This window comes from Pedobacter sp. BS3, assembly GCF_008274585.1.
Lineage (GTDB): Bacteria > Bacteroidota > Bacteroidia > Sphingobacteriales > Sphingobacteriaceae > Hufsiella_A.
The window spans coordinates 401,607-423,203 of sequence record NZ_VTRT01000001.1 but is presented as its reverse complement, the minus strand read 5'-3'; the positions used below and the strand labels follow the sequence as shown (position 1 = coordinate 423,203).

Annotated in this window: 21 protein-coding genes; 13 read left to right on the top strand and 8 right to left on the bottom strand. The window is 40.8% G+C overall.

Annotated features, from left to right (window positions below):
• Positions 1-12: 12 nt before the first annotated feature.
• The 4 genes from FW774_RS01825 to FW774_RS01810 all read right to left on the bottom strand — a co-directional run bounded on the left by FW774_RS01825 (position 13) and on the right by FW774_RS01810 (position 5,558).
• Positions 13-1,677 carry a TIM-barrel domain-containing protein gene (locus tag FW774_RS01825; protein WP_187774775.1) on the bottom strand — a complete coding sequence of 555 codons (1,665 nt, stop codon included), beginning with the start codon at positions 1,675-1,677 and terminating at the stop codon, positions 13-15.
• Positions 1,674-2,354 carry a hypothetical protein gene (locus tag FW774_RS01820; RefSeq protein ID WP_149346449.1) on the bottom strand — a complete coding sequence of 227 codons (681 nt, stop codon included), beginning with the start codon at positions 2,352-2,354 and terminating at the stop codon, positions 1,674-1,676. Before FW774_RS01820 ends, FW774_RS01825 begins: the two co-directional genes overlap by 4 nt.
• Before the next feature lie 393 nt (positions 2,355-2,747).
• On the bottom strand, positions 2,748-3,323 hold the full coding sequence (locus FW774_RS01815) for an NADPH-dependent FMN reductase (RefSeq protein WP_149346448.1): 576 nt from the start codon (positions 3,321-3,323) through the stop codon (positions 2,748-2,750).
• Positions 3,324-3,578: 255 nt separating this feature from the next.
• Positions 3,579-5,558: an OstA-like protein gene (locus FW774_RS01810; protein WP_149346447.1), complete on the bottom strand. Its 1,980-nt coding sequence runs from the start codon at positions 5,556-5,558 to the stop codon at positions 3,579-3,581.
• Between the two features lie 53 nt (positions 5,559-5,611).
• Here FW774_RS01810 and tilS point away from each other — a divergent pair, with 53 nt between their 5' ends.
• Genes tilS through FW774_RS01785 form a run of 5 tightly spaced genes read left to right on the top strand, consistent with a single transcriptional unit; the run spans position 5,612 to position 10,426 of the window.
• Entirely contained in the window at positions 5,612-6,967 is a 1,356-nt protein-coding gene (gene tilS, locus FW774_RS01805; protein ID WP_149346446.1) for a tRNA lysidine(34) synthetase TilS, read from the top strand.
• Positions 6,961-7,443, top strand: a complete 483-nt coding sequence (locus tag FW774_RS01800; protein ID WP_149346445.1) for a hypothetical protein — start codon at positions 6,961-6,963, stop codon at positions 7,441-7,443. The genes tilS and FW774_RS01800 overlap by 7 nt, the downstream gene beginning before the upstream one ends.
• A 54-nt stretch (positions 7,444-7,497) precedes the next feature.
• Complete coding sequence (locus FW774_RS01795) at positions 7,498-8,820, top strand: flippase (protein ID WP_149346444.1); 1,323 nt, start codon at positions 7,498-7,500, stop codon at positions 8,818-8,820.
• A 2-nt stretch (positions 8,821-8,822) separates the two neighbouring features.
• Positions 8,823-9,467, top strand: a complete 645-nt coding sequence (locus FW774_RS01790) for a class I SAM-dependent methyltransferase (protein WP_149346443.1) — start codon at positions 8,823-8,825, stop codon at positions 9,465-9,467.
• A gap of 53 nt (positions 9,468-9,520) precedes the next feature.
• A complete protein-coding gene (locus FW774_RS01785) occupies positions 9,521-10,426 on the top strand; it encodes a glycosyltransferase (protein ID WP_149346442.1) in 906 nt (301 codons plus the stop codon).
• Here FW774_RS01785 and FW774_RS01780 read toward each other — a convergent pair.
• A complete protein-coding gene (locus FW774_RS01780) occupies positions 10,416-11,162 on the bottom strand; it encodes a class I SAM-dependent methyltransferase (RefSeq protein WP_149346441.1) in 747 nt (248 codons plus the stop codon). The two genes, FW774_RS01785 and FW774_RS01780, sit on opposite strands and share 11 nt — an antisense overlap.
• Before the next feature lie 53 nt (positions 11,163-11,215).
• On the opposite strand from FW774_RS01780, the gene FW774_RS20775 reads away from it, so the two are divergent.
• The 5 genes from FW774_RS20775 (at position 11,216) to FW774_RS01755 (ending at position 16,439) form a co-directional block, all read left to right on the top strand.
• A complete protein-coding gene (locus FW774_RS20775) occupies positions 11,216-13,234 on the top strand; it encodes a glycosyltransferase (protein ID WP_317132753.1) in 2,019 nt (672 codons plus the stop codon).
• A 304-nt stretch (positions 13,235-13,538) separates the two neighbouring features.
• On the top strand, positions 13,539-14,750 hold the full coding sequence (locus FW774_RS01770) for a serine hydrolase domain-containing protein (protein ID WP_149346440.1): 1,212 nt from the start codon (positions 13,539-13,541) through the stop codon (positions 14,748-14,750).
• Positions 14,751-14,932: 182 nt separating this feature from the next.
• Complete coding sequence (locus FW774_RS01765; RefSeq protein WP_149346439.1) at positions 14,933-15,313, top strand: response regulator; 381 nt, start codon at positions 14,933-14,935, stop codon at positions 15,311-15,313.
• Positions 15,314-15,443: 130 nt separating this feature from the next.
• Complete coding sequence (locus FW774_RS01760) at positions 15,444-15,749, top strand: YbaB/EbfC family nucleoid-associated protein (RefSeq protein WP_149346438.1); 306 nt, start codon at positions 15,444-15,446, stop codon at positions 15,747-15,749.
• A 12-nt stretch (positions 15,750-15,761) separates the two neighbouring features.
• The gene (locus tag FW774_RS01755) at positions 15,762-16,439 is read left to right on the top strand and encodes a metal-dependent hydrolase (RefSeq protein ID WP_149346437.1); all 678 of its coding nucleotides are present in this window, start codon (positions 15,762-15,764) and stop codon (positions 16,437-16,439) included.
• On the opposite strand, the gene FW774_RS20820 is transcribed toward FW774_RS01755, so the two are convergent.
• Complete coding sequence (locus tag FW774_RS20820; RefSeq protein ID WP_149346436.1) at positions 16,328-16,792, bottom strand: Arm DNA-binding domain-containing protein; 465 nt, start codon at positions 16,790-16,792, stop codon at positions 16,328-16,330. The two genes, FW774_RS01755 and FW774_RS20820, sit on opposite strands and share 112 nt — an antisense overlap.
• A 460-nt stretch (positions 16,793-17,252) precedes the next feature.
• On the opposite strand from FW774_RS20820, the gene FW774_RS01745 reads away from it, so the two are divergent.
• The 3 genes from FW774_RS01745 to FW774_RS01735 all read left to right on the top strand — a co-directional run bounded on the left by FW774_RS01745 (position 17,253) and on the right by FW774_RS01735 (position 19,669).
• Positions 17,253-17,609 carry a DNA-binding protein gene (locus FW774_RS01745; RefSeq protein ID WP_149346435.1) on the top strand — a complete coding sequence of 119 codons (357 nt, stop codon included), beginning with the start codon at positions 17,253-17,255 and terminating at the stop codon, positions 17,607-17,609.
• A 144-nt stretch (positions 17,610-17,753) separates the two neighbouring features.
• On the top strand, positions 17,754-18,566 hold the full coding sequence (locus FW774_RS01740; RefSeq protein ID WP_149346434.1) for a toll/interleukin-1 receptor domain-containing protein: 813 nt from the start codon (positions 17,754-17,756) through the stop codon (positions 18,564-18,566).
• A 212-nt stretch (positions 18,567-18,778) separates the two neighbouring features.
• Positions 18,779-19,669 (top strand): hypothetical protein, encoded by an 891-nt coding sequence (locus FW774_RS01735; protein ID WP_149346433.1) that lies wholly within the window; start codon positions 18,779-18,781, stop codon positions 19,667-19,669.
• Positions 19,670-20,382: 713 nt separating this feature from the next.
• Here the strand turns inward: FW774_RS01735 and FW774_RS01730 are convergent.
• Positions 20,383-20,907 (bottom strand): hypothetical protein, encoded by a 525-nt coding sequence (locus tag FW774_RS01730; protein ID WP_149346432.1) that lies wholly within the window; start codon positions 20,905-20,907, stop codon positions 20,383-20,385.
• A 31-nt stretch (positions 20,908-20,938) separates the two neighbouring features.
• Complete coding sequence (locus FW774_RS01725) at positions 20,939-21,565, bottom strand: hypothetical protein (RefSeq protein ID WP_149346431.1); 627 nt, start codon at positions 21,563-21,565, stop codon at positions 20,939-20,941.
• Between the last annotated feature and the right edge of the window lie 32 nt (positions 21,566-21,597).

The following is a 21,597-nucleotide window of genomic DNA, read 5'->3' as shown; positions in this document are numbered from 1 at the left end:
CTATCTTTAACTCTATTTAAAAACAACCTCCATCCGTTCAACCAGCATCCCGTTTTTAAGTCTTTCGGTCAACGGCAAATTCAGCACTCCCTGCTTTAAATCATATTTTACAGCAACGGTGGCAGGGTTATTAAAGGTATGGGTAATAACGGTCGCAGTTTTCTCTTTACCGTTATGATGGATGGTTAACGTTCCATCGGCGAACGGCACCACATTTAATTTTGTTGTTTTGGCGATCTCCTGCTCATCGGCCGAAGCAATAACTACTTTTGCCGTGCTTTTTACCTGGTCCTGGCAGGCGGCCGGAATAGGGTCGCCGGTCATGATATGTTGTGTGCGCAGCGCCATTAAAACCGGCACATCATGCTCAAACCTTATCCAGGATGAGGCCCGCCCGCCATTGGCGCCTATCTGCGTGGTTTGCAGCGGCTTAACATCAAACACATTACTGGTGCGCCGCAATGCGGCCCGGCCATTAAATTTTGCCATAAGCTCATCTGACGCTTTGGAATCGGTATTATCTCCCCTGAAACTTCCCAGCGAGCCCAATGCGCCTGAAACAATGGTATCAAACCATATATCGTCCATGTGTATCCAGCTATACCCTCCAGAGCCATAGCTTGGTATGCCAAGCGTCCCCATCAGGCTGCTAAAGTATAGCCTCCGGTTAGCCTCAACCGCATACTCTTCCTCATTCATAAACAGATCGTCGGTGCTGTGAATATCAAATTCATCTAAGAAAAACGGCGATAATGCGTAATACATCACCACCACATTGGGATTTTCCCGGCGTAACGCATCAACGGTTACTTCAATAAATTTTTTCAGCATTTTTTCGCCGGCCCAATCTTTATTTTCAGGAATGCTCATAGACATTGGCGGCAGCTCATATCCAAAATCGTATTTCACGATATCGGGATGATAATCGTGCATAAACTGTTTGATCTGCTTACGGAAAGCTTCCTGGACAATGGGTTGGGATAAATCCATGAAATAAAACGATTTTTTGCCTTCCTGCTTGGTTATGGGCTTGCCATCGGGATCGTGCAGCATGTTTTTAAGCGTTAAACCCATATCGGCAGGATCATAACATCTGAAAAGCGCTCCCCATAAGCCCACTTTATTGCCATCGGCACGCACCCGGTCCAGGAATTGTGTAAAATGCGGAAATCTCTTTTTATCGTGCTGCAAGGGGCCATACTCTGCCTGCCACTTGGCATCAACCACAAATACCGATGCCTTCATTCGCGATCTCTTAAGGTCGTCGTAGATATTATTCAGGCTTTCCTCGTCAAAGGAATCCATTGTTTTTTTAATGGCGACCTGTGCTCCCCAGGTATTAAATTCGGGCAGGGCAATAACGGCATTCTTTTCCGGCGAATTTTGTTTTACCCTGATTATTCCGCCATCTTTCAAACCTGCGTAATAGTTGCCAATAGCGTCACGGTAATCATCGCCTATTGCCCAATAGAAAGTTGCGCCCAGCTTATGCGGCCCGGCACCACGTGCCTGTCCCCACAAGTCACTCCGGATATCAATTACCGGCGACGCGTACCCCAACCGTGCCTCAAGTCTCAGGTCGCCAGCAGGCAGATCGGCGAGCCCCAGGCAAAAGGCATCGCTCATATATTTATATACGCCGGCTTTTTTATGCGTATGGTCTGATGATGCGCTCATACCGCAAAAAAGTGCACGGGGAGCGCCCATTGCTGCAACATCCGGGTATTATCGCCGGTTACCCCACGTCCCAGCCAGCTATCCAGGTTTATTCTTGACCACATGGGCTGAACCGGCCCCACCGATGCCGAACAGCTTAGGCCCGGCTCAACCAGCCAGGAAAAGTACAGGCCCGGATTTGCCTGATTATTTGCGGTCCTGGAAAAATAATATAAGCTGACAACGTCTTCGCCCGCCTGCCCGCGATATTCAACCGGCTCCTGCCATACGCCACGGTCATCAAAGCGCCATACCATATTGATTGCCGATTTACCATTAACATCCTTATAGCTGATGTATACACCGTTATCCTTAACTTCAACATTAGCTACAGTGCCTGCCGAGCAATACGGGGTTGTACCCCGTCCCTTGTTTACCACTACCGCAGGCTGCAATGTACCTGTTGCCATGCGCCTGCCCACGCTGTCATAAAAACTGAACTGATCGTTAGACGATTGCCAGTCCCAGGTGTACTTTAAGGCTTTAACATGCACTTTGCCTTTGTCGCTGGTTATTTGCACAGCGTTAGTCTGCGAATTGCCGGATTGTGCATGCAGTGTTGAGGTGAATCCAATTAACGCAACTAATGTGAACAGTGACAGGCCTGACCTGTAATGCCTGTTTTTTTTCTTATTCATTTAAGTGATCTTGTTTTAGTGGTGTCCGAATCAGAACAGGTATCGTTTAATTATAATTACCCAGCTTATTCAAAGGTATCTGGTTGCCAGAGTATATCTTACAATTATTTTGCCTTATAATGATATTATTTTACCAAAAGGATTGCAATGGAGGCGCTATTATTGTTAATATTACATTATACTTTGCAAGAAAATTATCGCCTGTGATTTTAATGCAAAAACAAGCACCATGTGTGGTTAACACCAAAGAGATCCGCTATATGTGGTCTTAAAAAAGCATCAGCCGGGAAGCTGACCCTAAATGAACGGTTGCCCGTTACCCGGCCTGCCGGGGGAGGGGACAGGCCGGGAACCAGGATCAGGTTCGATATGGGTTTTCAGACACCCTCATCACTATGATTTTTTCTTTTCCCTCAGTTGCTTTAAGCTGTCGCTCCAGGTTTTCAGTTCCTGTAACATTACCTGTGCCGATTTGCTTATCAGCTCGTTAGGGTTAAATGTGTCCTGATCGTCCAGAAAATTAGAGAACATGGGTATGGTTACAGATTCAAGCACCGGAACCATATTTAACGTAGTCACCACCTGCTTTAACATCTGGACAGAGCGCAATCCGCCGGAAACGCCACCGTAGCTCACAAAACTAACCGGCTTGTATTTCCACTCATGGTATAAATAGTCTAAGGCATTTTTAATGGGTGCCGGAAAGCTAAAATTATATTCTGCCAGCACAATAATAAAGGCATCGGCCTCATTGATCTTTGCGCTCCACCGTTTGGTATGCTCGTGCTGATATTGCTGAAGCCGGGGATGATTGGGCTCATCCATCAGTGGAAGATTGATTGCTCCCAGATCAAGAAGCTCTGCCTGGTAACCGGGATCGCTTACCGCTAAATCTGTGATCCACTTTGCTATTGCAATGCCCTTCCGTCCGGGCCGGGTAGTTGAGGTGATGATTTTAAGATTGATCATAATGTTAAGTAAAGTTATATTCAATGAGCTTGCTCAAGGCCCGGTTCAAAAGTAAAAAGTAAAAACAGGGTAACATGTTTAAAAATAATTCCCAAATCGGTTTTCTTGAGCGATTTAAGGCAAGGTCACAAAAATTGATTTCCGCTCCACGGCTTGCAGACATGCTTCTCTCCAGCTTTACATACCGGTATACAAAATGTTGTCGGTTACAGAGCCCATACGGCAATTATGTGACATTAGGTCTGATCAGGTTAATTATTGCGGCCCGGATTTGCCCGCAGCCGGTTGTTTGGGAGCTGATTTGGCAGCCGGTTTTACCGGTTTCTTCTGCTTTGCCAGCGACGGGATGATTTCTTCTTTTGATTTTGGTCGTTCTTTGGGTTTCCAGATAAATCCTTCGAGAATGTCTTTATCCTTGGGGAGCTTCTCAATAGGATAAAATACCAGGTCGGGTTTGCGGATGAAAAGAATATCCTGTAATTGCTTCTCGGCAAAGTTTATACGCATCCGACTGCTTATAGAACGGTTCATGCCCGTGTATCCCGTACTATCGCGAACGTAGTAAATGCTTTCGGCATTGCCGTCAACAAACATGCTTTCTAACTGGTTATTTTTGAAAAAGCCGGTAAGCACCTTGCCTTTTACCTGGTTAAACTTGGTGGAATCGGTTTCTACATTGACAATAAAACCGTTATGCTGTAGCAGCATATTATCGAGCTTTTGGTTTTTTATCTGCATGTAAATGGTATCGGCAGACATTTGCGAACCTTGCGCCCAGACAATGGGATTGATATATGTACGGATGGTAGAATCCTGGTAGCTGTAAAAGGCAGAATCGGCTTTTGCCTGCAAATCAGATTTGAAAACCTTTACGTGATGATAAGCCAGCACAATCCGCATTTTAGTGGTATCCTGCGAAAAACGGATAGAATCTTTACGGATGCTGTCTAAACGGGCCTCGGCACGTAGTTCGGCGGCTGTTTTGGGACGGGGCTTTTGCTCTATTACAATGGAATCGGGTAATGAGGTAAGCAATGGCGGCGCAGCCACACTGTCGGTTTTTGCCAAAGCATTTTCCAACTCTTCTTTCTTACGGTCACGGCGGCGCTTTCGTTTTTCCTTTTTGGGCTTTTCTACCGGTTTCTCCTGTTTCACTTCCGGGGGTTTGGGGATATTGGTTGCGGCAGGGGCAGGAGTTGCTGCCGTAGAATCGGCTTCATTACCTGCATCTTCTTCCTCCAATTCGGCATTGCTTTTAAAAATAGAACGTTTGGCCGGTTTAAAATGCCGCCGCTCTATCAATTTTGAAAAGAGCGTATCGGCTGTCATGTAAATGGAATCAACGCTGGCCGAATCTTTGGTTTCCATGATGACATACGGATAGCGGGTCATCAGTATGCTTGAATCTGCCCGCAGGTAGGTGCCCAGCTGTCCGAACATGGCAATCTTCTGTGAGCCAGTATCTACAAATACCACATTGCGGGTTGCCCGGCCAAAACCCTTGATGTCATCGTAAAAAATGGTATCGCCTTTCAGGAATTTTGTGCCCTGCGTATATAAATTGTTTTTAACGCCGTTGGCCTGCCGTGTAATGGTGTTGTAATTTCCGTTTTCGGTGTACAAGGTATCCTGCTTACCATAAATATGGGTAGGGCCGTAAAAATAAGCTGTCTTGGTATCCGAATTATAACGCATGGTATCGGCCTTGGTAATGGCGTCTTTATTGGTAATTACTACATTATAACGGAAGTAGGCATCGCGGGTATTGGAAAAATAATAGCCATTCTTACTGGTAAGCACGTCGTCGCCGTTAACAATTTTACCGCCGTTTACATACGTGCCAATACGGGTGTTCATATTATAGTTAAGCCAATCGGTAGTTAAGGTCGCACCCTGCTTATCTACCATGCGTACATTATTGGTGAGTACGGCAACCCGCGTATTTCCGTCATAATCCAGTAAATCAGAATAGATTACCGTGCCGTCGGGTTGAGTAATAACAATATGGCCAAAAGCATTAAACCGTTTTTCGGCAGCGTAATAGTCTGCGCTGTCAGAGGCAAGTGTAGTTCCTTCGTGTAAAAAAACCGGGCTTATAATACGTTGATAAGATTTTTGAGCTGTTTTTATACCTCTCAGTTCTTTTGAGCTAAGTATTTGTATCTGCTTGACATTTTGCGAAAAAGCGCTGAGCAGGCAGGTATTTAGTACTATCAGGAAAAATAATTTTTTCACCTTGCAAAAGTAGTTTTTTGGCTAAGGATATTAAATTAAATAATTTTGGGCAGATGTTACCGCTGCAAGCCTTTAAACAATTTATAAACCAGCACCATTTATTTCTTGATAATGACAGGATTTTGCTGGCTGTAAGCGGAGGTAAAGATTCTGTGTTGATGGCATATCTCTTTAACGCAGCGAGTTATAAGTTTGGTATTGCACACTGTAATTTCAAACTGCGGGGTAAAGATGCAGATGATGATGAAAAGTTTGTTGCCGCTTTGGCGGATACCTTCGACGTTCCGTTTTACAGTACCGCCTTTAATACCGAAACGTACGCCAAAATCAACCGTATTTCTATACAAATGGCTGCCCGTGAGTTGCGTTACAATTGGCTGGAAAGTGTCCGTAAAGAAAATGGGTATAGTTACCTGGCGCTGGCTCATCACCAGAATGATGTGATTGAAACCGTACTGCTAAATCTTACCCGTGGAACAGGCATCGCGGGTTTGCATGGTATTTTCCCGAAGCGGGATATAAAAATCCGGCCTTTGTTATTTATTGGCCGTGATGAAATTGATGCGATTATTGAGTCGGAAAAAATAAGCTACCGCGAAGATAGCTCGAATGCATCGGTTAAGTATGCACGTAACAAAATCCGGCACCTGGTTGTCCCGGTATTAAAGCAACTTAATCCACAATTGGAGCAAACATTCGAAGAGAATGTCCGCAGGCTAACAGATGCCGAAGCATTTATATCGGCTGAGATAGAAAAACTTCGCAGCCAATTATTCATTGAAACCGGTGAAGATAGTTTTCGCATCGCGATAAGCGAACTAAACGTATTAAAACCACTGCATTTTACACTGTTTGAATTATTTAAACCGTTTGGATTTAGCGAAGCGGTAATCAATGATTTAATCCGCAGCTTACCGGGACAAGCGGGTAAAATATTTGAATCGCCAACACATTTTATCCTGCTTGACAGGGGAAAGTTGCTGCTACAAAAAAGAGCAGAAGCGCTACCGGAAAGTGTAAACATCATTGAAAATGATACGCATGTGCACTGGCATAATCTGCAAATTACAATGGATGCCAAAGATGCGGAAGAGGTTACGATAATTCCTTCGCCTGACAGATTGTATGTGGATGCCGGGTTATTACAATATCCGTTAACGGTACGCTCATGGCTACAAGGCGATAGGCTGCGTCCTTTCGGGATGAAAAGCGGAATGAAAAAGTTAAGTGATGTGTTTACCGGCGCCAAAATCCCGTTGACGGAAAAATTATTATACCCCGTACTGGTAAATGGCAATAGCGATATTATCGGTATTCCGGGCCTCAAAGCTGACGACAGGTATAAAGTTATGCCGCACACTAAAAAAGTTACTATCTTCGAAGTGCAGAAACAGACATCAGCATGGTAACAGAATTTATAGAAAAACAGTACCTCGGACGGGATTATCCGCGTATCAGCATCCGGCTGGTCATGGTGCTATTTTGCTTTGGCGCTTATTTTATCAGCGAACAGCGGGATAAGAATGCCAATTTATTTCTGGTTGTGGGCTGCGGTATCCTGATTGTATCGGTTATCATGATGTTTTTACTGCATTTTAAAACTACCGTGAAAAACAACAGCGTTACGCTGGATGGCTTGTGGACGACTAAACGGGTGAAAATTGACCTGAACAGCATTGTGAAAATTGAGCGGAAGCCTTACAGCTCATATTTTATCAATAACCCGGTTTATAACCTGCATCAGAAAGGGAAGATACGGTTTTATGCCGGTGGTAAGGAAGCTATCTGGTTAACTGACCGTGACGGGTTGATTTATATCCTGGGTACTGAGCATCCCGGCGAACTGGAGCAGGCTATCCGGAGAGAAAAGGAAACGGCAGGATAAGTCCTCGCCTTTGAGGATTGAGTACCGGCAACCTTTTGTTACCTTTGCCCATTCATGAAATTACCGGCATTAAAAGGTTTCGACCCGCAGGCATTTGAAAAATACCTGAAAAATACTGGCTGGCTGATGTTTGGTAAAATACTCAGCATGCTGGTAGGCTTCGTAGTAGCCCGCTACCTGGGGCCGGTTTTATTTGGCGATTTAAACTTTGCCGATGCCATGACGGCTATCATCGCTGCCGTTGGAACCCTGGGGCTGGACAGCTTTATTATTCGCGAAATTATCAATGAGCCGGAAAAACGGGATGAGATTCTGGGAACTTCATTCTGGATGCGGGTTGGTGTAAACCTGCTGCTTGTTCCTGTTTCGGTGCTTATTTATGTGATATATCACCATTATTCGACAACTCCGGGAAGACCTCTGACCATCATTGTGGCCTTGCTTGCCTTTGCTTCATTTTTCAAATCGTTTAATGTAATTGATTCCTATTTTCAATCGCAGGTACAATCTAAGTATGTGGTACACGTACAAAATGTGTGCGTGGTGCTTTCTGCTATGGTAAAAGTCGTGTTGGTTATCTTCAACATGCCTTTGGTCTATTTTGCCTTAGCGCTGGTATTTGACGGATTCATTTTGGCTGCCGGCTTATGCATTGTTTATCAGCATCGGGGTTTACAGCTAACTACTTGGACGTTTAACCGCGAAAGGGCCCGGTCGCTTATCAGGCAATCGTTTCCGCTCATACTGTCTGCCGTAATGGTTTCCATTTACATGAAGATAGACCAGGTTATGCTTAAAACCGCCGGAAGTCGCGAAGTCGGGATTTACAGTGCCGCGGCAAAAATCAGCGAATCCTGGTATTTTATCCCGGTAGCTATTGTTACTTCTGTTTTCCCTGCAATTATCAATGCCCGCAAAACTGATTTAAACCGTTATAACAAGCGCTTGCAAAACCTGTACGACCTATTGGTAGGTATCAGCCTACCAACAGCTATCATTATCAGCCTATTTGCCAACGACATTATTCACCTGCTATACGGAAACAGGTACGAAGGTGCCGGCTTGATGTTATCCATACACATTTGGTCGGGTATATTTGTGTTCTTAGGCAGCGCCAGTACGCAATATTTACTGGTAGAGGGATATACTACCATAGCATTTGTTCGCACAACTGTCGGGGCAGCTATTAATGTATTACTTAATTTGTGGCTCATACCATTATACGGAGGAGTTGGCGCATCAGCGGCAACGCTTGTTGCTTATGCCGTGGCAACCTTTTTTATCTTAACGCTATCTTCTACGCGTAAGCAGGGCTTGCTTATGCTTGAATCTTTATTTTTAATTTCGATTTTTAGAAAGCTATATCATAAACAATAAAAGTGAAAAAATATTATCCCGTTTCAAGCCTGCTGAATATACGTAAACTCCGGGCTTTGCTATCTTTTGGTATAAAAGGTTATTTGGCGGAAATTGGCTGGTTTAACGCCTTTACTACAAAAAGCCCCGTGGATAGTAATAACAGACCTATTCCCTGGGTAACTTACTCATTTATCGATTTTATAGAGCCTCGCTTGACGAAAGATATGCGGGTTTTTGAATTTGGTTCCGGAAATTCAACCTTTTTTTATGCAAGCCGCGTAGCTGGCGTAGTTTCGGTAGAGCATGATAAAAATTGGCACGATAAAATTACAAGCAGTTCGCCCGAAAATGCCAGAATGATTTTTTGCAATCTTGAAAAAGATGGCGACTATGCGAAAATGCCGCTTAACCTGGATGAAAAGTTTGATATCATTATTGTTGATGGCCGTGACCGGGTGAATTGTTGTAAACATGCTGTGGAGGCGTTAACCGATAGTGGTGTAATTATTCTGGATGATTCTGAGCGGGAATATTATTCAGAAGCCATTGCCTATTTGCAACAGAATGGATTTAAGCATATTTCATTCAGCGGTATTTCACCTGGCTTTTTTTATCGCAAAGCTACTTCTGTTTTTTATCGTGAGCATAATTGTCTGAACATTTAGGCGATATGTATGTATATGAATATTAACGCTGTGTTTACCTGAGCCTTCATACCATGCAAAACCTCGCTCCCATTGCTTTATTCGTCTACAATCGTCCCGACCATACCCGCCGGACATTGAATTACCTGAAACAAAACCGGCTTGCGGATGAATCGCGGTTATTTATTTTTTCAGATGGGCCTAAAACTGTAAATGATGAAGAGAAAGTAGGAGAAGTACGCCAGCTTATTGCTCAAGCTGAAGGATTCCGTTCGGTAGAAATTATAGAAGCTAAAGAAAACAAGGGGCTGGCTAATGCTATTATCAACGGTGTTAGCCGTTTGGTCAATCAATATGGTAAAGTTATTGTTTTTGAAGACGATTTGATATCATCGCCCTATACCCTGCAATATTTTAATGACGCATTGACCCGGTATCAGCATGAAGAAAAAGTGATGCATATTGGTGCTTACATGTACCCGCTAAAAGAAGCAAAAGAGCTGCCTGAGACTTTTTTTTACCGGGCTGCTACCAGTTGGGGATGGGCAACCTGGCAACGTGCATGGAATCACTTCGAACCGGATATTGATAAGCTGATGGCACGGTTTAACCGGGAAAAAATAAGACAGTTTTCCATTGAAGGCAAAATGAACTTCTGGAAACAGATGCAGGAATTTAAAAAAGGGAAAAATAATTCGTGGGCCATACGCTGGTATGCTTCTATATTTTTGCGGGGAGGATTAACGCTAAATCCGGCGCAATCACTAACGCATAACATCGGGCATGATGGCAGCGGAATACATTCTAATATAGAAAATATGTATGATGTAAATGTTAGCCGGAAACCGGTGAATATATTTCCTGAAACAGTATGTGAAGATCCTAAGGCTTACTTAATCATTAAAAATTTCCTGGCCAAACGTAAAGGTACATTCGGTCAACGGTTGGTACGTTATCTGAAACGGAAACTTAGTATTTAGCTTCCAGCACAATATAAGGTGATAACAGCCTGGATTCAAATCCTAACAGTTTGGCAGGGATTTTACCGGCAAACCAAAGTGATTTTATAAATAAGCGGGTAAGCGCAGATTTCTTTTCCTTATTCTCAAGCCAGATGCTGTAACCGCCATAGTACCTGACGTTAACATGATGCAGGCCAAGCTCTGCAGCCGTACGCTTCAGCAAATTGATATCCATACAATCAATATTATGTTTGGCATAATTTTCAGGGTCAAAAGTTTTTTGCACCCAGCCATTCACACCCCTAAAATTAGGCAGCGTTATAAAGAGCGTACCGCCCGGTTTTAAAAAAGAAAGATGTCTGGAAATGATGTCTTTAGTATCGGTAAAATGCTCAATTAAACCACAGGAGAGCACCAGATCGTATTGTGAATGGGATTTATATGTAAATAGATCTGCTTCTATTACCTGAATGTCTTCACGATGCAATCCATTTTGTTCCAAAAGTTTATTCAGAATACCATGATGAACAAAATAATCTAATAAAGAAGCATTTACCTGCAGGTATTTTTTAAGAAAGATCGCATAGTAACCAGGAAAACCGCCCAGTTCAATTGCCGTTTGAATAGCATTATGTTTAACAATAGAAGTAAGCTGTTCATGGAACGGATAATTGAAGGGAACTTTATAAACAAGGTCTGTTTTCGACTCCCAATATTTAGTCCAGAATTGGCGGTCTGTTAATAGATTTGACATGTAACACAAAGAAAATAAAAAGAAATCAAACAAGGCTTGTATTTTTGAGAACGGTGAAAATAATACATATTAATACATACGATGGGAACGGCGGTGCCGGAAAAGCGTGTTTGCGATTAAATAAGGCACTTAAGCAGCAAGGCATTCAATCTGAGGTTTGGGTAAGCTATAAGTTTGGGAGCGATCCGGAGATCCATACATTTGCTGATACCCGCCCGAAAAAATATATTGCCGCACTTCGCATTTTATCAGAGCGGTTCGTATCATCCAGGTTAAGTAAGCCGTTAAAGATCCCATTTTCACCAGCGCTTTGGGGTATTGACCTATCAAAACATCCGTTGCTCAAACAAGCTGACATTATTCATATCCACTGGATAAATCATGGCTTTTTACGTCCGCGTGATATTGAAAAATTGCAGGAATTAAATAAGCCCATTGTTTGGACATTACATGATAGCAATACGTTTACCGGCGGCTGTCATGTACGCTACACCTGCAATCATTATGAAAAAGTATGCGGATCTTGTCCAATTCTAAAACAATCAGGGCCCAATGATCTTTCGCATGCGATCTGGCTAAAAAAAGAAAAAGCATACCGAAAGCTTCAGCTTACCATTATTGCCCCCAGCAACTGGATGAAGCAATCTGTAAAGAATAGCAGCTTATTAGGCCAACGCGATGTTTTTGTAATTCCCAACACGCTCGATACAGCTATTTTTAAGCCAACAGAAAAATCTAAGGCTAAAGAAGCACTGAATATCAGTCCGGATACTTTTGTAATTCTGAGTGGATTTATGCCCTCACGGAATGATTTACATAAAGGAACCCCGTATTTGCTACAGGCGCTGGAACTTTTTGCTGCCAACCCGGCAGTGAATCACCATGCGGTTGAATTAGTTGTTTTCGGAAACCGGGATGAAAAGAATGTGCCCGATTTTCCCGTAAAAACACGCTTTCTGGGAACCATTGCCCGCGAAGACCAACTGGCGTTATGCTATAGCGCTGCCGATGCATTTGTTACACCTTCGCTTGAAGACAATCTTCCTAATACCGTTATGGAAAGTTTGGCCTGTGCCACACCCGTAGTGGCATTTACCACCGGAGGTATCCCTGATATGGTTGAGCATTTATATAATGGTTATTTAGCTGCTTATCGCGATGCATCAGATTTAAGTGAAGGACTTTATTGGCTATATACCCATCCCGACAGGATGATCATTGCCGAAAATGCCCGTAACAGTGTATTGAAGAAATTCTCTGAACAGGTGATCGCCGGCAGGCACCAGGAACTTTACCAGGAGCTTATTTCAAATAGAATTAACGTTAATCCCACTCTTTCAGTCATCACCGTAGTTTATAACAATGTTACCGACATTGAGCGAACCGTGCTTTCGGTTATTAATCAAACCTATCCGCATATCCAATACATTGTTATTGATGGAGGCTCTACCGATGGTACAGTTGATATTATAAAAAAATACGACAGTCGTCTGGCCAAATGGGTATCGCAAAAAGATAATGGCATTTATGATGCCATGAATAAAGGTTTGGCCCTGGCAACCGGCGATTATGTGATTTTTATGAATTCGGGAGACGAATTTTATGCACCTGACACCGTAGAAAAAGTATTTGCATCGGCCGATAATGCCGACATCTATTACGGTGAGACCGAGATGCTGGACAGTAACCGGAACAGCTTGGGCCGGCGGCGGCATCAGGCGCCGGAGCAATTTACGTATAAGAGCTTTCGCTATGGCATGAGCGTGAGCCATCAGGCTATTTATATCAAACGGTCATTAACTGAGCCTTACGATGAAAATTACCGCTTAAGCGCCGATATCGACTGGATACTCAAAGCTGTAAAAAAAGCATCGCTTATTGTGAATACCCGCATGTATGTAGCCAAATACCTGGTTGGCGGCATGTCCAAGAAGAAGCACCGGCAAAGCCTTATGGAACGCTTTAATATCTTCTCAAAACATTACGGGTTTATTCCCAACCTGCTTAATCATGGTATTATTGCCATCAAGCTGGCAGGATATTACCTGCGGCACGGTCGCACGAATGACTGAAGATACCGGGATTCACAGATCTTCCGGCAGCTCGATAAAGTAAGCTGCCGGCACCTGACCGAAAGAGCTCTGTTCCCGGGTAATGACATCGTGCTTTTTCCAAAATGCCCCAAAAATCGCTTCTCCCACCTATCTCACCTGAGTTTTTAACCACTTTTGGTCGCACAGGCCTGTCTTATTAAATTTTAACACCCAATAAGCCAGCCAAATAACAAAATGTTAAAAACTCTTTGTTACCATTGCTATAATAATTTTTAACTTTCAACCATTATCAACTATAGAATCAAAGCGCTGAGTTAAAAACATGATCCCGTTCCTGAGAAACCTTATCATAGTTTCTTCATTAATTACCACACTATTTTCCTGTAGTTCTAATCCTTCAAAAGATAAACCGGTAGCCCGAACCATTGACGATGACAAAGCCGACAGCCTGCTGCTGGTGTATCATCCCGAAAATGCCGATAAACGCATAGATGCCTTTATGAAAGAGCTGCATCGTACCCGTGGTTTTAACGGAAATGTGCTGGTAGCCAAAAAAGGTAAGATTTTATACGAAAATGCTATCGGATGGGCAGATTACCTGCATCGCGACAGCCTGAAAATCAGCTCGCAGTTTGAGCTGGCATCCATATCCAAGACCATGACGGGCACCGCCATCCTGATGCTGATGGAGCAGGGCAAGCTAAAGCTGGATCAAAATGTAAAAGAATTTTTCCCCGATTTTCCATACGATGGTATCACCATTAAGCTATTGCTAACCCACCGTTCGGGGATGATGAACTACGTGTACTTTGTGGATAATATCTGGAAAAAGGAGCATCGCGATGAGCGTAAAGGCATTACCAATATGGATGTAATGAATCTCATTGCCGAATATAAGCCTGCACCTTATACCAAGCCAGACCGGGTTTTTCATTACAATAACTCTAATTTCATGGTACTGGCGGCGATTATCGAAAAAGTTACAGGAAAATCGTATGCAGAATTCATGAAAGAGAATATTTTTGAGCCCGCCGGGATGAAACATACCGCTGTGTACTCTAAAGCCGTATATGATAAGATACCGGTAGACGTAGTGGGGCATGATCGCGGGCAATGGCGCTACTCGGTTGTTCAGAATTTTTTAGATGGACCGGTAGGCGATAAGGGGATATATAGCACCGTGGGCGATTTGTATTTGTTTGACCATGCTTTACGTACGCACCGGCTGTTAAAGCAACAAACGCTTGATTCGGCCTACACGGGTCATAATCCAATGGTACGGGGGCATTTTAACTACGGTTACGGCTGGCGTATTTTTGAAGCCCCGGGGCAGAAAGTAGTTTACCATACCGGCTGGTGGCATGGTTTCAGGCATATTTATTTACGAGATTTAAAAAACGATATAACAATTGTGCTTTTAACAAATCTTACCAACGGCAGTTTGTTAAAACTTGATGAGTTGTTCCGGATAACCGGTATGCCGATAGTACGTAAAAGCGCTTATACCGGTAATGGTGATGCTACAGACGATTAACAATTAAGAAAGAAAAACATATAAGTTGTTTTTGATGTTTTAACTATTTGTCCGTATGCTCTTTAAATCATTTAAGGTAAAATATAAAATTTATTAAAAAAACTAATTTTTTGATTAAAAGCTTGGCTTTGCAGATTATATTTGTTTAAAACTATTATACCATCAGTACAGCACCCCTCGAAATGAGTAGAGTTTTTATTATAGATGACGATCCGATACATCAGCGTATAGCTCAGATCATGATAGATAAATATCAGTTATTTGACAGCTATGCCAGTTATACTGATGCAAGCCAGGCACTGGAGTTTTTAGAAAAAAATGCCCATTTAGCGCACAACTTACCCGATGTAATCTTATTGGATCTGAACATGCCCGTAATTGATGGCTGGGCCTTTTTAGATCAATATGAAATGATAGCCGAAAAAATGAAAAAGGCTGTTAAAATTTATATTGTTACTTCTTCGGTAGATGAAAAAGACAAGTTACGTTCTCAAAAATATACTTATGTAAGCGGGTTTATTTCAAAACCCCTATCGCCGGATATTATACGCAGCACCCTGTAAACTTTTGCAGAAATAAGATGTTATTCTTTTGCTGGGGCCTGATGTGAAATTTTTTACTTATTGATGTGCTTTTATCTTTTATTGAGACGTCAATAAGCCTTTCGGACTTTTAACTTTTTACTTAATAGTCATGTTTGATAAACTGTTTGAAGCACAACAAAAAGCAGAAGAAATAAAAAAACGTCTGGATACGATCTCGGTATCAGGCGAAGCCGAAGGTGGCAGGATCAGGGTTTCGGCCACAGCCAATAAACACATTGAATCGATAAGTATCGATACCGAACTGATCCGGGTCGAAAACAAAGAAGAGCTCGAAGAGTTAATTGCCGTAGCTGTTAACAAAGCATTAGAACAAGCCGAAAAGATCAGTCAGGCCGAAATGCAGGCTGCTACCCGCGATATGCTTGGTGGATTTGGAAATATGTTTGGACAATAAAAACGTACAGCAATGAAATTTACATTTTATGGTCACGCCGCATTTCAGCTGGAAGCCGGCGGCAAAACACTGTTGTTTGATCCCTTTATTACACCCAACCCGCTGGCGAAGCACATTGATGTGAATGCCCTGAAACCCGATTACATTCTGCTATCGCACGGGCATGGCGACCACGTAGCCGATGTGGTGCAAATACAAAAGAACAGCAATGCTACCGTTATCGGTATAGCCGATATACAGGGCTGGCTTAACCGTAACGGGATAGAAAAATTTCATGCCATGAATATTGGCGGCGGCTATAACTTTGATTTCGGACGTGTTAAGATGGTAGTTGCCATTCACTCAAGCGGGTTACCCGATGGCTCGTATGGAGGCAACCCGGCAGGCTATGTTATTTATGCCGCGGGCAAAAAGATCTATTTTGCCGGCGATACAGCATTAACATACGATATGAAGCTGCTGGCCAATGAAAACCTGGACTGGGCCATTTTACCTATCGGCGATAATTTTACTATGGGCCCCGATGATGCTATAAAGGCAGCCGGGTTTATAAACTGCAAAAATATTATCGGTGTGCATTATGATACATTTCCACCGATAAAACTTGATAAACAGGCGGTTTTACAGAAATTTACTGATGCCGGTTTAAGGCTTGAATTACCCGAAATTGGTGGCAGCCTTGAGTTGTAGCCTGATCGTGCTAAGTGCTGTTCCCCGCTTGTTGAGCTATTAATCTTATTGACTGGTTTATTATTACTTAGCTCCTGTCTAAGTTCTTCTATAGAAAATGAAGCTGTATTTTCCAGATTTAGGATAGCTTTCTGAACTTTTAAATAGAACTCAGAGAGCTTAGTATTGAGTAGCATATAATTGGGATGAGTATTTATAATACTACCACTTGCATAATCCCAATACTTTCCTTCTATTCTAACTCCTGAACTAATAGTTGTTGTTTTTCTGTTATAAATAATTCTAACAGAAATAGGATAGATATCATCTTGTTTGAACTTTCTGTCATATAGAATTAGCTTTAAATAGACCATAAGTTTTGAATTATGGCCACTTGCGGCACAAACTATGCACAAACATTTCAGTAAATCAAAGGATATTTATAGCGGGCTGGTCAGAGGCTTCCCAAAACAAAAAAGCCCTCAGAGATTAATCTGAAGGCTTTTTGTAGTGGGAGCAACAGGATTCGAACCTGTGACCCTCTGCTTGTAAGGGGTAGCTTTTAATATCTCTATTATAACTGTTAAGCCCAATTTAAGGGTAACTCAAAATGCTGGCACATACTATGCACATACAAATAACCGGTTTTAATAATAGTTAATTATTGTAATAAATATATCAGCTAATATTTCAGCCTTATTTTACTCATTGGGTGAGTCAGTCAGTATATCACGTCATTTATTGAAATTTAAAAATTAGTTTACCAACAAAATGAATTTAATCATTGCATTAATTAATTTCATTTTCGTACCTTAGCTATCAACCTAAATCACAATGTATAAATTGCTCTTACCCACTTTATTATTAGTAACCACTGCGTTATCATTATATAGCCAGACTATCCCTACATCAGAGGCGTATAAGCATAAAGGGGAAACAGTTACTGTATGTGATAGTGTATATGGGACTAAGTATTTTGATAAATCGGGTATCACCTTATTAAACTTGGGCGCTCGTTATCCGGACAGTCCCTTAACAGTTATGATACCTAAGGAGGCAAGGGAGCTATTCAGTTCTGCTCCTGAAACTACTTACTTCCGTAAACGTATCTGTGTAACTGGTGAAGTGATTGAATATAAAGGTAAGCCTGAGATTGTGGTTAAAGAGGTGAAGCAGATTTTGGTTAAATGATGAGTTTTAAATCAATATATCATCCACCAAAGGGTTCGTATATCTACCTAGTTTTGACATGATTGCCGAACTTTTGGTTCGGGTATAAACTAACTAGCTAGGCTCAATATATATATAGCCCATAATCATTAACACAAAAACAAAATGAAGGTATTTATTAGTTGGTCAGGTGACCGAAGCAAAAGAGTAGCTGAATTACTAGACGGCTGGATTCAATGTGTTTTGCAAGCAGTTAATCCTTGGATGTCTTCAAAAGACATTGACCGAGGTGCATTATGGTTCACTGAAATAACCGACCAATTAGCAAATACCAGTATTGGTATAGTTTGTTTAACCAAAGAAAATAAAAATAAACCTTGGATTTTATTTGAATCGGGAGCTCTAGCAAAAGGGCTTACTTCAAACAGAGTTTGTACTTTTTTAATTGACTTGGCACCCACAGATTTAGAGAATCCATTAGCACAATTCAATCATACCTTTCCGACTAGAGATAGTGTTTGGGAGTTAGTAAGAACTATTAATTTGTCCTTAAAAGAAAATGCTTTAAAAGAATCGATATTATCTAAAGTGTTTGACACTTATTGGTCTCAATTTGAAATAGATTTTCAGGAAATAATTGTTTCCACACCTGAAACGGAAGTTGTAACAAAGAGAAAGGACAACGATATTATGTTAGATGTTTTATCAACAGTTCGGATTCTTGACAAACGACTACGTAACATAGAATCCAATAATGAGAGGCAAATCATATTTTCAGAAAATGAAATTATAAGAAGAGAACCTGAAAGACTTAATTTAGGAGAACTAAAAATGCAAATTCAAAACTATCTAGAACAAGAATTACCAGAAGAATTAATTTTGAGTATTCTTTCAGAAAAAGGCACATATCCTAGAAGTATAATTCGGCGAGAAATGGAAAGAGGAAAATCACTTATTGAAAGTAGAAAAGACAAATAACTGTGTGCCTAACAAGGTATTGCCACAAGCGAGGATGACGGAACGATAATGAACATTTTTGCTAGTATTTCTATCAAGCGGCAGTGCTACCCCCCACCTGACGGCAATACCCGAAACGTTGGCTGCTATTTTAGTGACACATTACATCTCAAATGATTAGACCTTCAGACAAGTTCGAACTTCACTATTACTTTACTGACAATTCTCACTCTATGAATGCTACAGTGAGAAATGAATGTGAAAGAGAACTTCTATTAATCATAAAAGAACTAATTGTTTCATTAAATGTTGAAATTGAAATTGACAGTGAAGCTTTTTTAGAAGGCGGACTTAAAAATTGCTGGAAGGCATTAGGGAAAAACAGTGCACAAATCACATTAATTCTTGCATTATTTACAGTCATAATTTCAAGAATTCCAGTCGAAAACAAGGAACTCGTTAAACTTCAAATTGAAAACTTAAAGCTTGATAATGAAATTAAGCAGAACGAGTTAAAGAAGATTAAGCAAGAAGTAAAAACCGATGAAGATGTGACTGACGAAATTGTTGAAAAAGTCATTGAGAAACTTGACAATGACTACAAAATCATATGGCACAAATCAAATTTTTACAAAAAACTTAGTTTCTATCCAAAGGTTAACAAAATCTCAACACAACTTTTAGGCAATAACAACAAGCCGACAAATCCAGAACGCACCGTTTTTAGAAATCAATTTCCTTTATTAATTGTCCATTCAGACAAATTTTCGCCATTAATTGATGATGAAGCAGTAATTGTTATTGTTTCACCAGTTTTGACAAAAGGAGGCTTTCAATGGAAGGGTATTTACAAGGGACAAGTTTTAAGCTTTGAAATGAAAGACAAAGACTTTAAAAATTCAGTTCTAAACAAACAAGTAGAGTTTGTAAATGGAATTGCAATAAAATGTGTTTTGCATCAAAATAGAAAAATTGATGAAATCGGAGTTATACAAACTATAAGTTCACAAGTTTTGACAGTATTAGAAATTGTAGAAAGTAACAACATTATTGAAACAGACCAAGGGAAAAAATACCGAAGAGATAAGAACGAAAACGACAAACAGATGAAGCTATTCCAATAAAAACGACAGCCAACACTGGTTTTCTATCAGGTGGGCTGACGTGCAAACTTAGACCGTGTACTCCGACTATACTACACCGAGTTCAGGAATTCTCAGAGCTGCCACACAATAAAATTAATTGTAATAGCCACTACTTGATCTGACAGTCAGGGGTTCTAAAAAACTGTCAGTTGCTAATACCTTTATTGCATTAGGTTTCATAAGTGTTAATTAGTCTCTACAACCAGCTTGCGTATACATATTAAGCTCTGATAATTGCAATTAGGACAAGGTATCCCAGTATTTACACCAAATTCAGCCTCAACCAATTTAAACAGGCTTTGCTTCTTTCTAAATCGATACCATTTATTCTTATATTCTTTAGTACCGCAGAAGGGGCAACAATTATTAGGTGTTGAAACTAATTTATGACAATTTAAGCAAGTGCCCAATCTGTGAGTTGGGTTTCCTGGCTGCAAACCAAAAGCATTGTTACCTGTTTTGAGCACTACTTCATATTTGCATTCACGACAAACATATTTAAATATAGCACTTACATGCGAAGATATTTTGAGCATATAACAGGGATAAGCAAGAGTAAAAGCAATGTATGCCTAATTGACCGGAATAATCTCATATATTCAGAATAACTGCCGCTGGATTTGAGTATTCAGTATAATCCAGACTGCTAAGAAAGATTAAACCAGCAGTACCTTTTGCATATAAAATTATACTTATTTATAGCCATAAGCTACACCAGAAAGCATTGACCGGGCCCACTGACCACTTGTAATTTCTCCATTCTTTACTACTAAATCTTTTGCATAAATGATATGTGCACCCAATTTAGCAGCTTCTTTTTTTAGTCTCTCTTCTGCTTTCATATAAACTTTTTTAGCATTTGAGGCTGCTCCCCAGCCACCTAAGGCTTTACCATATACTTCACCCTTTCGCTTTAACCCTTTTACATCGTCAGCAACATTTGTTATAATAACCTTTTGCCAATCTTCTTCCCCATTCACAACTATTTTTTCAGTTATCTGTTGGCTTCTTCCACTAGCAAAATTTATCTTTTCTACCTGGGTTTTATTTATTGATGAAACTATATCCTCATCGGGATATCTATATTTGATACTATTGTCCAGCACCTCTATAACTTTACAGTTAATAGTATCTCCTACATGAGTAATAATCTTATCTTGAGCAAAGAGTGATCTACTCATAAATATAGTCAATGTGATAAATACGATTTTTTTCATTTTCATTAATTTTTATTGTTTAGTATTGGTTTTATGCCTTGATTTTAAATGAAGCAATGCTATTATCCAGAATAGATTTCCATAAGGATGCATCTTTTTCCCAATATTCCAGATTGACTAGATAAAGGCTATTCCCTCTGACTAATAAAAGTCTTTTGACACAGGTAACGGATGGACTCATAGCTGATTTTCTTTTATATACACACTGTAAGGCATTTTGTCCATTGATTTTAACCTGTTCAACACCTTTCCAATATGTAATAGAGGCATTTACATAAGCAGAAATAGCATCTTGTATTTCCTTTTTCAACCGTGTATTCAGGCTGTTTAATTCAGATTTTGTATAGATACCATTTGATTTTAGCTTGTATAAATAGATACTTGGGGCCTCATCATTCTTTTTTATAATAATCCTCGCATAGGTATCATAGCCATTTCCAGAATTAATTCCTTTTTGCTGAAATACATATCTATTACTTGTGGATACCCCATTGGCTACTAAGTAGTCATTAACCTCAGCTTTGTAACTACCGCCTTGGATTTCCATCTTATCTGAAACAGTGATAAAGCCAATGTTAGGAAGTAGATATTTTGTTGATTGGGCACTAGTTATTTGCCCATAGATAGTAAAAACTGTAATTAATAATAAGTTCTTCATCTTGTGCTGAATTAAGTAAATGAGTTATTGTA

What these genes read in the sequence shown, in the direction of transcription:
- FW774_RS01800 (WP_149346445.1), top strand. Translation starts at nt 6,961, where the DNA reads ATGGTAACAGAATTTATAGAAAAACAGTACCTCGGACGGGATTATCCG.
- FW774_RS01815 (WP_149346448.1), bottom strand. Translation starts at nt 3,323, where the DNA reads ATGATCAATCTTAAAATCATCACCTCAACTACCCGGCCCGGACGGAAG.
- FW774_RS01745 (WP_149346435.1), top strand. Translation starts at nt 17,253, where the DNA reads ATGTATAAATTGCTCTTACCCACTTTATTATTAGTAACCACTGCGTTA.
- FW774_RS01760 (WP_149346438.1), top strand. Translation starts at nt 15,444, where the DNA reads ATGTTTGATAAACTGTTTGAAGCACAACAAAAAGCAGAAGAAATAAAA.
- FW774_RS01735 (WP_149346433.1), top strand. Translation starts at nt 18,779, where the DNA reads ATGAATGCTACAGTGAGAAATGAATGTGAAAGAGAACTTCTATTAATC.
- FW774_RS01755 (WP_149346437.1), top strand. Translation starts at nt 15,762, where the DNA reads ATGAAATTTACATTTTATGGTCACGCCGCATTTCAGCTGGAAGCCGGC.
- FW774_RS01780 (WP_149346441.1), bottom strand. Translation starts at nt 11,162, where the DNA reads ATGTCAAATCTATTAACAGACCGCCAATTCTGGACTAAATATTGGGAG.
- FW774_RS01765 (WP_149346439.1), top strand. Translation starts at nt 14,933, where the DNA reads ATGAGTAGAGTTTTTATTATAGATGACGATCCGATACATCAGCGTATA.
- FW774_RS01795 (WP_149346444.1), top strand. Translation starts at nt 7,498, where the DNA reads ATGAAATTACCGGCATTAAAAGGTTTCGACCCGCAGGCATTTGAAAAA.
- FW774_RS01770 (WP_149346440.1), top strand. Translation starts at nt 13,539, where the DNA reads ATGATCCCGTTCCTGAGAAACCTTATCATAGTTTCTTCATTAATTACC.
- FW774_RS01820 (WP_149346449.1), bottom strand. Translation starts at nt 2,354, where the DNA reads ATGAATAAGAAAAAAAACAGGCATTACAGGTCAGGCCTGTCACTGTTC.
- FW774_RS01825 (WP_187774775.1), bottom strand. Translation starts at nt 1,677, where the DNA reads ATGAGCGCATCATCAGACCATACGCATAAAAAAGCCGGCGTATATAAA.
- FW774_RS01725 (WP_149346431.1), bottom strand. Translation starts at nt 21,565, where the DNA reads ATGAAGAACTTATTATTAATTACAGTTTTTACTATCTATGGGCAAATA.
- FW774_RS20820 (WP_149346436.1), bottom strand. Translation starts at nt 16,792, where the DNA reads ATGGTCTATTTAAAGCTAATTCTATATGACAGAAAGTTCAAACAAGAT.
- tilS (WP_149346446.1), top strand. Translation starts at nt 5,612, where the DNA reads ATGTTACCGCTGCAAGCCTTTAAACAATTTATAAACCAGCACCATTTA.
- FW774_RS01785 (WP_149346442.1), top strand. Translation starts at nt 9,521, where the DNA reads ATGCAAAACCTCGCTCCCATTGCTTTATTCGTCTACAATCGTCCCGAC.
- FW774_RS01730 (WP_149346432.1), bottom strand. Translation starts at nt 20,907, where the DNA reads ATGAAAAAAATCGTATTTATCACATTGACTATATTTATGAGTAGATCA.
- FW774_RS01740 (WP_149346434.1), top strand. Translation starts at nt 17,754, where the DNA reads ATGAAGGTATTTATTAGTTGGTCAGGTGACCGAAGCAAAAGAGTAGCT.